10 protein-coding genes are annotated in these 12,376 nt (G+C 62.0%); 1 reads left to right on the top strand and 9 read right to left on the bottom strand.

The window, feature by feature from the left end; translation table 11 throughout:
- Nucleotides 1-57 precede the first annotated feature (57 nt).
- The 7 genes from ACTJKE_RS00180 to ACTJKE_RS00150 form a co-directional block, all read right to left on the bottom strand.
- Entirely contained in the window at nucleotides 58-423 is a 366-nt protein-coding gene (locus tag ACTJKE_RS00180) for a GFA family protein (protein ID WP_058325398.1), read from the bottom strand.
- Nucleotides 424-512: 89 nt separating this feature from the next.
- Nucleotides 513-923, bottom strand: a complete 411-nt coding sequence (locus tag ACTJKE_RS00175) for a hypothetical protein (protein WP_057251024.1) — start codon at nucleotides 921-923, stop codon at nucleotides 513-515.
- Between the two features lie 285 nt (nucleotides 924-1,208).
- Nucleotides 1,209-2,297 (bottom strand): ABC transporter ATP-binding protein, encoded by a 1,089-nt coding sequence (locus tag ACTJKE_RS00170; protein ID WP_058320484.1) that lies wholly within the window; start codon nucleotides 2,295-2,297, stop codon nucleotides 1,209-1,211.
- Nucleotides 2,298-2,356: 59 nt separating this feature from the next.
- On the bottom strand, nucleotides 2,357-4,015 hold the full coding sequence (gene bglA / locus ACTJKE_RS00165; protein ID WP_113511369.1) for a beta-galactosidase BglA: 1,659 nt from the start codon (nucleotides 4,013-4,015) through the stop codon (nucleotides 2,357-2,359).
- A gap of 22 nt (nucleotides 4,016-4,037) precedes the next feature.
- Nucleotides 4,038-5,183 carry a carbohydrate ABC transporter permease gene (locus ACTJKE_RS00160; RefSeq protein ID WP_093231966.1) on the bottom strand — a complete coding sequence of 382 codons (1,146 nt, stop codon included), beginning with the start codon at nucleotides 5,181-5,183 and terminating at the stop codon, nucleotides 4,038-4,040.
- Nucleotide 5,184: 1 nt separating this feature from the next.
- Nucleotides 5,185-6,198, bottom strand: coding sequence for a carbohydrate ABC transporter permease (locus ACTJKE_RS00155; protein ID WP_093231965.1), 1,014 nt, complete (start codon nucleotides 6,196-6,198; stop codon nucleotides 5,185-5,187).
- Between the two features lie 192 nt (nucleotides 6,199-6,390).
- A complete protein-coding gene (locus tag ACTJKE_RS00150) occupies nucleotides 6,391-7,749 on the bottom strand; it encodes an ABC transporter substrate-binding protein (RefSeq protein ID WP_057251032.1) in 1,359 nt (452 codons plus the stop codon).
- 292 nt (nucleotides 7,750-8,041) lie between these two features.
- Between ACTJKE_RS00150 and ACTJKE_RS00145 the strand changes: the two genes are divergently transcribed.
- Nucleotides 8,042-9,073, top strand: coding sequence for a LacI family DNA-binding transcriptional regulator (locus ACTJKE_RS00145; RefSeq protein ID WP_057251034.1), 1,032 nt, complete (start codon nucleotides 8,042-8,044; stop codon nucleotides 9,071-9,073).
- Between the two features lie 48 nt (nucleotides 9,074-9,121).
- Here ACTJKE_RS00145 and folD read toward each other — a convergent pair whose 3' ends face one another.
- Nucleotides 9,122-10,021, bottom strand: coding sequence for a bifunctional methylenetetrahydrofolate dehydrogenase/methenyltetrahydrofolate cyclohydrolase FolD (gene folD / locus ACTJKE_RS00140; RefSeq protein ID WP_057251036.1), 900 nt, complete (start codon nucleotides 10,019-10,021; stop codon nucleotides 9,122-9,124).
- A 252-nt stretch (nucleotides 10,022-10,273) separates the two neighbouring features.
- Entirely contained in the window at nucleotides 10,274-12,283 is a 2,010-nt protein-coding gene (locus ACTJKE_RS00135; protein ID WP_058325395.1) for a GumC family protein, read from the bottom strand.
- Between the last annotated feature and the right edge of the window lie 93 nt (nucleotides 12,284-12,376).

Here is a 12,376-nt window from a genome sequence, read left to right as displayed (position 1 = left end):
CTTTTCTAGCGAACTTTTCTTCGAGGCAGCGGCAAGCTCTCCGCCCTCACTGCCCGCTTACGGCAGCGGACCAGGGAACATGTCATTGCGCCCATCGTAGCGCTCGATCTCCAGCGTAAATACATCGACTCCTTCGATGCAGCGGGCATTGATGGAGATCTTGTTGTCCGGATAGCCGCCGCGCATGATCGGCGTCGAGCAGGTCGGGCAGAAGTGATGGCCCTCGTTGAGACCGCGCCAGATGTAGCTCGACAGGCGACGTTTCTCGGTGAGCAGCTTCACCTTGGCGGCGTCCACCTTCCAATGAAGGAAGCCGGAGCGCCGGCAGGTCGAACAGTTGCATTCGACGAGGCCAGAAAGCTCCTCGTCAACCTCGACTGCGATGTCGCCGCAATGGCAGGAAAGCCGATAGGGTCGCTGCATGGTTCCGGTCCGAGTCTGTTGAAGAAGACCGCAACCATTCATTGCGCCGACAGGACGGTCAAGCCCCACACCTCAAGCCGCGTTCGGCCTCAGCGATAGATATCGAGCGTTCGGTTGCGATGGTTCGGATGGGTGCTGTAAACGAAGATCCGATTGAGATCGCGGTCGGTCAGCAGGCGGAGGAACCGCGCTTCGATGACGTTGTTGGCATGCACGCGCTTCAGCAGGCAGCCGACCATCTGGATGCGGGCACTCGGGATATCGAGATAGAAGTTCTGCGGAAGCTGATACTGCGTCAGGATACTGATGACGGCGCCGCTTTTGGAGAGCTTGATGATCTCGCAGCGGCGGGAACTCAGCTGCGTCATGCCCTTCTCGGTATATTCGATGCGCGCCTCGTTCCGTGTGTCCTCCATCGGAAAGTTCGCTTCCCGATCGTACATGAAGGACTCTTCCTTGTTCAGGAAGTGCTGCTGCATTGCGGGCGCCGCGCCTCTCATCGATATGCCTTTCCTATCCCCTTTTGAAACAGATTAGCGGCAGAGATTTAACAGAGGGTTTGATCCGTAGGTTGCATTGAAAAAACCCGCCCGATTTTACGGGCGGGTCGAGATGACCATCTGTTCGTTAGACAAATCCGGACGGAGGGCCGCTACGCACCTCTCCTGGAACTGATCTTCCAAGCCGCAAGTCCGGACGGAAAACCGCTACGCACTTTTCCTGGAATTGATCTTCCAGGCCGCAATTCCGGACGGAAAACCGCTGCGCACTTTTCCTGGAATTGCTTACGCGCGATAGCTGCGACCGTCAGCATCGAACAGGTGCAGTTTGGCCTTGTCGGCGGTGAAGCGCACCTTGTCGCCGCGATGAACCGGCAGGATGCCGGGGATCTTGGCGATGATCGGCTCCTTGTCGACCAGACCTTCGATATAGAGCAGCGTCACTTCGCCAAGTGCCTCGACGATGGCGACCGTGCCCTCGAACAGGAAGTCCTCGCCAGTGGAGACCTGCAGGTCTTCCGGCCGGACGCCGAAGCTCGCCATCTTGCCGTTCTGCGATGCGTCCGTGGCTATATCGAGCGTGACGCTCTTGCCGCCGGTCAGCTTCACCGTGGTCTGCGCGCCGGTGGCGGTAATCGCCGAGGGGATGATGTTCATCGCCGGCGAGCCGATGAAGCGCGCGACGAAGAGATTGGCCGGCCGCTCGTAAAGTTCCAGCGGCGCACCCACCTGCTCGATATGGCCCTGCGACAGCACGACGATGCGGTCGGCGAGCGTCATCGCCTCCACCTGGTCGTGGGTGACATAGATCATCGTGGTATCAGCCATCTGCTCGTTGAGCTTGGCGATCTCGATGCGGGTGGCAACGCGCAAGGCCGCGTCGAGGTTCGACAGCGGCTCGTCGAACAAGAAGACCTTGGGGTCGCGGCAGATCGCCCGGCCGATCGCAACGCGCTGGCGTTGACCGCCCGAAAGCGCTTTCGGCAGACGATCAAGGTATTTGGTGAGCTGCAGGATATCGGCGGCCGCGCGCACGCGCCGGTCGATCTCCTCTTTCGATTCCTTGGCAATCCGCATGCCGAAGGCCATGTTGTCGTAGACGGTCATATGCGGATAGAGCGCATAGGACTGGAACACCATGGCGATGCCGCGCTTCGACGGCGGCACGGTGTTGACGCGCTCGCCATCGATGAACATGTCGCCGCCGGTGATCTCCTCGAGACCCGCGATCATGCGCAGCAGCGTCGACTTTCCGCAGCCGGACGGACCGACGAAGACGATGAACTCGCCCTGCTTGATGTCGAGATTGATGCCGTGAATGACATCGACCGCGCCGTAGGACTTGCGGATATCTTTAAGCAGCAGACCCGTCATTGCACCCTCCCCTTCGGTTCTTCCCGTCAGTTCTTGCTCTCATCATTGTTCAGCCGGCGTCACACCAACCGGGCGAAGTACGCGCCCCAGGCCGGCAGGTTGACCGTTCTGTCCTTCACCTCGGCTGCAAAGCCGTGCCCTTCAAGCGCGGCGACCGGTTCGTTCGGCAGCGTGGCCGCAGCCGGCGTACCGCTCATGTTGAACAGGCAGAAAAGCTTCTCGTTGCCATAGCTGCGCACGAAGGCGAGCACCTGTCCATCCGTGTTCAGGAACTCGATCTCGCCCTTGGCGAAAGCCGGATGCGCCTTGCGGAAATGCAGGAAGCGGCGGTAGTGCTCGAGCACCGACGCCTGGTCGCCCTGCTGCGCCGATACGGCGCGTTGGAGGTGCTCTGCCGGCACGGGAAGCCAGGGCTTCGCGTTGCCGAAGCCGCCATTGACCGCGGATCCGTCCCAGACCATCGGTGTACGGCAGCCATCGCGGCCCTTGAAGTCGGGCCAGAACTGGATGCCATAGGGATCCTTCAGGTCCTCATAGGCGAGTTCGGCTTCGCTCAGCGCCAGCTCCTCGCCCTGATAGATGCAGACCGAGCCGCGCAGCGACATCAAGAGGCTCGCAAGCAGCTTTGCATGCGCGTCGCGATCGGCAACGCCAGCGCCCCAGCGGCTGACATGGCGCACGACGTCGTGGTTGGAGAAGGCCCAGCAGGCCCAGCCCTCGGGCGCTGCCTTCTGGAAATTGCGGAGAACCTCGGCGACGGTCGCCGGTGTCAGCGGATCGGGCGCTAGGAATTCGAAGGCGTAGCACATCTGCATCTTGTCGCCGCCGGAAGTGTATTCGCCGGCGATCTCCAGGCCGCGCTGGCTGTCACCGACCTCGCCAACAGCGGCAATCGCCGGAAACTCGTCCATGACGGCGCGGAACCGCTTCAGGAATGCCAGGTTCTCCGGCTGGTTCTTATCGTAGAGATGTTCCTGATAGTTGTACGGGTTGACCGCCGGTGCGGTCTGGGCGTTGCGGCGTTCCGGCGCCAGCGCCGGATTGTCGCGCAGCTGCTTGTCGTGGAAGTAGAAGTTGATGGTATCGAGGCGGAAGCCGTCGACGCCGCGCTCCAGCCAGAAACGCTCGACACCAAGCAGCGCTTCCTGAACTTCCGTATTGTGCAGGTTGAGATCCGGCTGCGAGGTCAGGAAGTTGTGCAGGTAATATTGCAGGCGCGTCGGATCCCATGCCCAGGCCGAGCCGCCGAAGATCGACAGCCAGTTGTTAGGCGGGGTGCCATCCGGCTTGGAGTCGGCCCAGACGTACCAGTCGGCCTTGGCGTTGGTCCGGCTTGCGCGGCTTTCGACGAACCAGGGATGCTGATCCGAGGTATGCGAGAGAACGAGGTCGATCATCACCCGGATGCCGAGGCGGTGCGCTTCCGCGATCACGGCGTCGAAATCGGCAAGGCTGCCGAAGATCTGGTCGACATCGGTGTAATTGGAGACGTCGTAACCGAAGTCCTTCATCGGCGAGGTGAAGAACGGCGAAATCCAGATTGCGTCGGCGCCGAGGGCGGCAATGTGCGGCAACCGGGCAACGATGCCCTTGAGGTCGCCGATGCCGTCGCCGTTGGAGTCCTGGTAGGAGCGCGGGTAGATCTGGTAGATCACCGCGCCGCGCCACCAGTCCCGATCCGGCTGCAAAGTGGAAGTGCTCATTTCGGTCATGCTCATTTTCTCTGGAGGTCCTTGATAGTCAGCCGCCCTTGACCGAGCCCGCCAGCAGACCGCGCACGAGATAGCGCTGCAAGCTGAAGAAGACGATCAGCGGAACGATGATGGTAATGAAGGCGGAAGCCGTCAGGATTTCCCAGTTGCCGCCGCGCGAGCCCAGCAGGTTGACGAGCCGGCCGGTCAGAACCAGTTCATCGGGGCCTGCGCCCAGGAACACGATCGCCACCAGCAGGTCGTTCCAGGTCCACAGGAACTGGAAGATCGCGAAGGAGGCGAGCGCCGGGAAGGACAGCGGCAGAATGATCTTGACGAAGATATCGAAATCGCTGGCACCGTCGACGCGGGCGGATTCCATGATTTCGCGCGGCAGGCCGGCCATGTAGTTGCGAAGCAGATAGATCGCCAGCGGCAGGCCGAACCCGGTATGGGCCAGCCAGATGCCGACATAGGTCTTGGCCGGCACGCCCAGGATCGTGCCAACGCCGTTGTAGAGCTTCAGCAGCGGGATCAGCGACATCTGCAGCGGCACGACGAGAAGACCGACGACCACGGCGATCAGGATCGCCCGGCCGGGGAACGGCATCCAGGCAAGCGCATAGGCGGCGAAGGCCGCGATCATGATCGGGATGATCGTCGCGGGTACGGCAACCGTGAGCGAATTGATGAAGGAGCGGCCGATGCCCTCAGCGCTTAACACCTCGACATAGTTGTCGAAGGTAAAGCGCGGCGGCGAAGACGCGGTGACGAAGACGCGCTGGCCGCGCGAACCCTCCATCTTCTTGTCGGAAACGATCTCGAAATTGCCGTCGGCCTGAACGGTCAGCTTTTCGCCGTCGTTGAGTTCGGCGGTTTCGCCGGCCTTGAACGCAGTCGGCTCGCGGCTGTTAAAGCCGAAGGCGGAGATTTGGCCCGGCTGACCTTCGAGCAGGTTGCCGGAGATCACGAACTTGCCTTCGCGCTCGACCTGGCTTTCTGGGCCTGGCGCACGGACGACGGTGTTCTGCGACGAGGTCGAAAGTGCGGTCCACCAGCCGGAAACGGCGAGCTGATCCTTGTCGCGCAGAGACGAGATCAACAGGCCGGCGGTCGGCAACGTCCAGAGCGCGACGATCAAAAGGACCGAGAGGTGGACGACCCACATGAGGGGTGAGCGTGTCGCTGGATTCATCTCAGTGCCCCTTCATTTCCTTGGCCGCATTGCGGATGTTCCAGACCATGATCGGAATGACGAGGATCATGATGACGACGGCGATCGCCGCACCGCGGCCAAAGTCGCCGCCCCCGCGGAACATCCAGTCGAACATGAGGTTGGCGAGCACCTGGCTCTGCCATTGGCCGTTGGTCATCGCCAGCACGATGTCGAAGACCTTCAGCACGAGAATGGTGATGGTCGTCCAGACGACGGCGATCGTGCCCCAGATCTGCGGCACCATGATCTTGAAGAAGATCTGCCAGCCATTGGCGCCGTCGATGACAGCGGCTTCGATCGTTTCCTCAGGGATGCCGCGAAGGGCAGCGGACAGGATGACCATCGCAAAGCCCGTCTGGATCCAGACGAGGATCGCCATCAGGAAGAAATTGTTCCAGAAGGGCAGCGTGATCCAGGCCTGCGGCGCGCCGCCGAAGGCGACGACGATGGCGTTCAGGAGGCCGATCTGCTCTGCGCCTTCGGGACGGAAATCGTAGATGAACTTCCAGATGACCGCGGCACCGACGAACGAGATCGCCATCGGCATGAAGATCAGCGTCTTGGCGATGTTGCCCCACCAGATGCGGTCGGTGAGTGCTGCGATGACCAGGCCGAAGAAGGTCGCGAGCGCTGGAACGACCAGCAGCCAGAGGAAATTATTGTAGATCGACTGGCGGAACTCACCGTCGTTGACCATCCAGGCATAGTTGCTGACGCCGACGAAGTTCTGTCCGGCGCGATCATGGACGCTGTACCAGAGCGACATGAAGACGGGATAGATAAGATACACTGTCAGCGCAAGGAGCGCCGGTCCCAGAAACAACCACGGACGGATGGCGTTGGTGATACGCAGATTTCTTGACGCGACGGCACCTGATTTTCCCTTCGACGGGAACATCAGGTCGAGAATGAAACTGGTTCCCCAGAAATAGGCGGCGCAGCCGATGACCCCGCCCAACATGAACCCTGCAGCCTTCAAAAGCTGAAACAACATGACATGTCCCTCCCCCTCGGTGCACGGTCGCGTGCAGGGCTGGCGATTGTCGCCGTTCTCATTGGGGTGCGCCACTTCTCATAGACGAAGGCGGGAAGCGAGCGGAAAACCGCATACACTTTTCCTCTGCCCGCCTCTGCAGCGAACCCGGATCGGCAACGGGCGGCATCGCCGCCACCCGTCATCCGGTTCTTACTTGATGGCGTCCCACGCCTTCTGCACGCCATCCGCGACATCTGCCGACGACTTGCCGCCGACGAAATCGACCATCCCGGTCCAGAACGCGCCCGCGCCGATCTTGCCCGGCATCAGGTCGGAACCGTCGAAGCGGAAGGTGGTGGCGTTGAGCAGGATCTCGCCCTGCTTCTTCAGCGGCGGGTTGCCGTAGGTGTCGACGTTGACGCTCTTGTACGGCGTGAGGAAGCTCGTCTGCGCCATCCAGACTTCATGGGCGATCGGCGTCTTCAGGAATTCGATGAAGGCGCGCGCGGCCGGCGTGTCCTTGGTGATCATCGCCAGCGTACCGGCGCCGAGCACCGGATTGCCGAGCTCCTTCTTGCTCTCGTAGGGCGGCATGTAGAAGAAGTCGGCGTCCTCGCCGATCTTGGTGCCCTCAGGGAAGAAGGACGGAATGAACGACGCCTGGTGGTGCAGGTAGCACTTCGGCGGCGAGGCAAAGAGGCCCTTCGGGCTGTCGCGGAAGTCGGTGGAGGCAACGGCTGCAGCGCCGCCATCGACGAACTTGTCGTTCTTGGCAAACCAGCCGAACTCGTCGATCGCCCCAACGACAGCCGGATCGGTGAAGGGAATCTCGTTCTTGACCCACTTGTCGTAGACATCAGCCGGCTGGGTGCGCAGCATCATGTCTTCCACCCAGTCGGTCGCCGGCCAGCCGGTCGCGCCGCCCGAGCCGAGGCCGATGCACCATGGCTTGCCGCCGTCAGCGGCGATCTTCTCGGTCAGCGCCTTCAGCTCTTCCATGGTCTTCGGCACTTCGTAGCCGGCGTCCTCGAAGTTTTCGGGCGAGTACCAGACGAGCGACTTCACGTCGATCTTGTAGGGAAATGCATAGAGCGCGGCATTGCCGTCCTTGCCCTTGTAGGTCGAAAGATCGACCCAGGACTGGCCGGCGGCGTAGTTGTCGAGCAGCCACTTCTGGGTGTCGTCGCCGAGCGGCGTCAGGTAACCCTTGGAGGCGAGATCGCCGATCAGACCCGGCTGCGGGAGGACCGAGATTTCGGCCGGGCTGCCGGCCTGGGTGTCGATGACGATCTGCTGCTCATAGTTTTCCGAGGACGAATATTTGATCTCGGCGCCCGTCGCTTCGGTGAAGTAGGCATAGACGCTCTTGAACAGCGCCTCGTCCTCACCGCGCCAGGGGCCGAAGATCGTCAGCGTCTGGCCCTTGAGGTCATGACCCTTCTTGAACTCCTCGAAGCTCGCCCAGTTGAACTTCGAATCCTCGCCCGGCTTGAACTTGAGGTCAGCGGCGCCGGCAGCACCTGCCAACAGGGCAAACGCCGCCACGCCCAACAGCAATGATCTCTTCACGTTCTTCTCCTCCCAAAGATGAACCCGGATCCCACCGGGCAGACGATGATGCGCGAAAATTCAAAGCGCTTTGAGTTCGCTAACAAACCATTGCGACACGCGAGGAGTCAAGAGATTTCCCATCCCTGTCCTCAATGCGACGAATTTGTGCTTTGCGGTAACGTTTTGCACCGCGCAATGGTTGAATTCCGCTTTGTTGCTCGAAAAACGGATGCTACACCAACCCGAGGCGCTGGGACCAAACACCAAAAATCATACGGATATCCAAAGCGCTTTGGGAGGAATCCTGACCATGGCGGTCAATCTCAAGCAACTTGCGGAACTGCTCGGCCTGTCCCAGACGACGGTCAGCCGCGCATTGAACGGCTATCCGGAAGTGAATGCCGAGACCCGTCAGCGCGTGCTGCAGGCCGTGCGCGAGACCGGCTACAGGCCGAACCGCGCCGCCCAGCGACTGGCCACCGGCAGAGCCTTCTCCATCGGCATGGTCATGCCGATCGCGCCCGGTATCGATTCCGACGTGCACTTCGGCGAGTTCCTGGCGGGGCTTGCGGAAGAAGCGGTCAAGCACGACTTCCATTTCGTGCTCAATCCGAGTGCGCCGGAGGACGAGGAAGTGACGTTCCGGCGGCTGGCAGCCAGCGGCAATGTCGATGCGCTGTTCCTTGCCTATATGCGCGCCAACGACCCGCGCATCGCCATGCTGAAGTCGCTGTCGATCCCGTTTCTCGTCCACGGGCGCTCGATCGGCGAAAGCCGCGACTACCCCTTCCTCGACATCGACAACACCAGTGCCTTCTACGATGCGGCGCGACTTCTCATTCAACTCGGGCATCAACGGATCGCGCTGATCAATGGCCCGGAGTATCTGACTTTTTCCATCCGCCGCCAGAAGGGAATGCTCAGGGCGCTTACCGAACACGGCCTCACGCTCGACGAGGCGCTGGTCGAACATTCGCTGATGACCGACGAGCACGGCTACCGCAGCATGCAGCGCTTCCTGCAGCATGCGCAGCCGCCGACCGCGGTGCTCTGCTCCAGTACGGTGCTGGCGCTCGGCGCGGTCCGGGCGATCAATCAGGCGGGCTTGAAAATCGGCGAGGACATCTCGCTGATCGCCCATGACGACGTGCTGCCGATGCTGAAGCCCGAGAATTTCAGCGTTCCGCTGACGACGACGCGCTCGTCGCTCAGGGCGGCCGGAGCCCGGATTGCCACACGGCTGATCGGCGGCATCCTGAAACGGGGCGACTATCCGGAACAGGAACTCTGGCGCGCGGAACTGATCGTGCGCGCCTCGACCGGGCCCGCTCCGCAAAAATGAAAACGCGCCGCAATCGCGACGCGTCTCGTCATTCGATGTGAGCAGGAATTAGAAGCGCGGCGGCCTGCGGCCCGCTTTGCGGTGAGCGGCAATCACGGTGTTGGCCATCAGCATGGCGATGGTCATCGGGCCGACGCCGCCCGGCACTGGGGTAATCACGCTTGCGACCTCGGCGGCCTCGGCAAAGGCGACGTCGCCAACCAGCTTGGATTTCCCCTCGCCCTTTTCCGGCGCCGGCACGCGGTTGATGCCAACGTCGATCACCGTCGCGCCGGGCTTGACCCAGTCAGCCTTCACCATCTCTGGGCGGCCAACGGCGGCAACGAGGATATCCGCATTGCGGCAGACGGCGGCCAGGTCCTTGGTGCGCGAATGCGCCGTCGTCACGGTCGCATTGGCGGCGAGCAACAGCGCCGACATCGGCTTGCCGAAGAGGTTCGAACGGCCGATGACGACAGCGTTCAGCCCCGAGAGGTCATCGCCGTGTGTCTGGCGCACGAACACCATGGCGCCGGCCGGCGTGCAGGAGACGAGACCGCCTTCGAGATCGCCCGTCGCGAGCTTGCCGGCATTGACGATATGCAGGCCGTCGACGTCCTTTTCCGGAAGGATCGACTGGATGATCGGCTCGGAGTTCAGGTGCTTCGGCAACGGCAGCTGCACGAGGATGCCGTGAATGGAGGGATCCGCATTGAGCTCCGCAACCAGCGCGGCGAGTTCTTCCTGCGTGGTTGCCTCCGACAGGGTGTGCTGGATCGACAGGAAGCCGCACTCCTTGGCCATCTTGCTCTTCGAGGAAACATAGGCGTGGCTTGCCGGATCGTCGCCGACGATCACGACGGCAAGGCCTGCGCGAACACCGGCATCCGTCTCGAGCGCCTTGGTCGCGGCCTTCACAGTCTCGATGACCGAAGCGGCGACTTTCTTGCCATCAATCACAGTCGTCACGGCATGTTCCTCCTGGCTTCCTGTTCACGCGGCACACTCTAGTTCGCCCGGGAAAAGGCGATGGCCTCAAAGCGCCCTATGCTGTTCCAAACGCATAAATGCAAGAGGCGGCGGCGAGGTTGGCGGATGTTTCGTTCCACCGCGCGGCATTTCCTTTCACGGGTGAGAGGAGAGACGGCTTCGCTCAAAATCATGAGAGAGCGATCGCAACGTCGCACAGTCGGGGAATAGAGCCCACCCGTCGGCGATGGCTTAACCGCGTGCCAGCTTTTGAAGGGAGTAGTGTTCGACGCGGGTTCTCAGCGCTCGAAGATCTTCCTGGACCTTGGCGATTTCGGTATCGTTCTCCGCTTCCGCGTATGGTGGCGTGCGCCGGACCATAGCCCCTTCAGCTTCGCCACGACGCGCAGCGGCGTAGGCGGCTGTCAGCGATTGAGCATGATGCGCCGCAGGGCTGAACGGCGGCGGTAGATCGGACTTGGCAGGAGTGGGATCGGCCTGCGGCTGCGAGCGCTGCGGGGGTTTGGGATCATCCTCCGGCTCCGGTGGTTCCGGACCCTGATCGCGCTGCGGCTCTGCACCAGGGCCGGCAAACAAACCGCGCATGCTGCGGTAGATGCCCAGCAAAACGCCGAGGCCGAAGCCGGCGAAGAATCCGGCCATGGTGGCGGCAATCACGATGATCTTGCGGGAGGGGCCTTTTGCCTGCAGCGCAGGCTCGGCCTTCGAGATCACCCGGATGTTCTTCGCCGTCAGCTTTTCCTCTTCGCGCGTTTCGCCGGCGCGCTTGAGGAAGGATTCGTAAATTGCGCGGGTGGCCGCGGCTTTCCGCTGCAGCTCACGCAGTTCGACGAATTCGGAGGAAGAATGGATCTGCCGCGCCTTCTGCACCGCAAGCTGCTGCAGCAGGTCCTGCTCGGTGCGCTGGGCGCGATCAAGCTCTGTGCCGGCCGCGGCGGCAATGCGGCGCAGTTCGTTGCCGATTTCGGAGCGCGAGGCCTCCAGCGCCTGCTGGGTGGCGATCCGTTGCGGGTGGCGTGGTCCGAGGCTCGCGTCAAGCGCACTCAATTGCGCCCTGGTCGCGGCAAATTGCTTGCGCAGTTCGGACAGCGCCAGCGAGCTGATTTCCTCCGGATAGGCCCCGGTCAAAACATCGTTCAGCTGCACCTTGCCGGAGGCTTCCGCTTTCGCTTTTGCTTCGGCGATGCGGTTGCGGGCGGCGGCCACCTGGTCGCTGAGGCTCAGGAGCTGCTTGTCAGCGATCAGCTCGCCGCCGGCGCCGACGATGTCGTAGCTCGCCTTATAGTCCTCGACCGCCTTCTCGGCCGCATCGAGCTCGGCCTTCAATTCCTTGATGCGGACGTCGAGCGCCACCGTTGTTTTCTGGAAGAAGCCGGATTGCGCTGCGGTTTCTTCACCGAGAAAAGTTTCGACCAGCCGGTTGGTGATGAGCGCAGATTTCTCCGGGTCGCGCGTCTGCGCCTCGACCGTGACGATGAAGGTCTTCGGGTCGCGCCAAACCTGGATGGCCTCGCTCAGCTTCTTCAGCATGCGGGCGGACGCGTCGCCGCCAGCTTTGCCTGCGAATTCCGGATCCTTCTCGAGGTCGAGGCCGGTTGCAACCTTCTCCATGACGGTGCGCGAGCGCAGCACTTCAAGCTGGCTGTCGACGAGCGCGAGAATGCCTTCGGTCGCCAGCGATTGTTTTGACAGATCGGAATCCGTCAGCCGCACCTCGCGCGGATCGATGTAGAGCTTGCTTTCGGAGACGTAGACGCTGGGTGTGGAAAGTGCGAGCAGTATGCCGCCCACAGCACCGAGCGTAGTCGTCGCAATAATGATCTTGCGCAGTTGCCAGACGGAGCGCAGGACGGTCTTGATGTCGACGAGAGGACGGTCACCGGGTGCGTCGGTGGCGGGCGCGGCTGCCGCCTGGGCATCGTCCCGGCTATCGGCCAACCATTGTACCAGCCTGTCGCCCATGCCGCTCAGGGCGGTACGATGCTTGGCCGCTCCACTCGCTCCCTTCGAGGCTTTCTCGCCGATAGTCGCTTGCGCCGCGGAACGGGTCGCCTCCCGAGCGCCGGACTGGCCGGACTGGCCTTCGGCTGCGGACAGGCGATTGAGCAGAGGAGAATTGGCCGCGGAAGCGCCGACCGCACGGGGCTTTTGCGCGCGCGCGGAACCGCGCGTGTCCTCGGCTACGAAATCGAGCAACGATGCACGCGGAACCGGGCGTTTCTCGTCGTCGATGTTGAACATGACTGATCCCGCGGCTGCCGAGACGGCGAATTCCGAATAGTGAAGCCAACCTAAGGAAACATGGAAAACAAATGGTTAATTTCTGTGGATCGG

The sequence above is a fragment of the Ensifer sp. 22521 genome (assembly GCF_052044795.1).
Lineage (GTDB): Bacteria > Pseudomonadota > Alphaproteobacteria > Rhizobiales > Rhizobiaceae > Ensifer.
The sequence above is the reverse complement of the archived record's forward strand: the minus strand, read 5'-3'. Positions and strand labels throughout refer to the sequence as shown.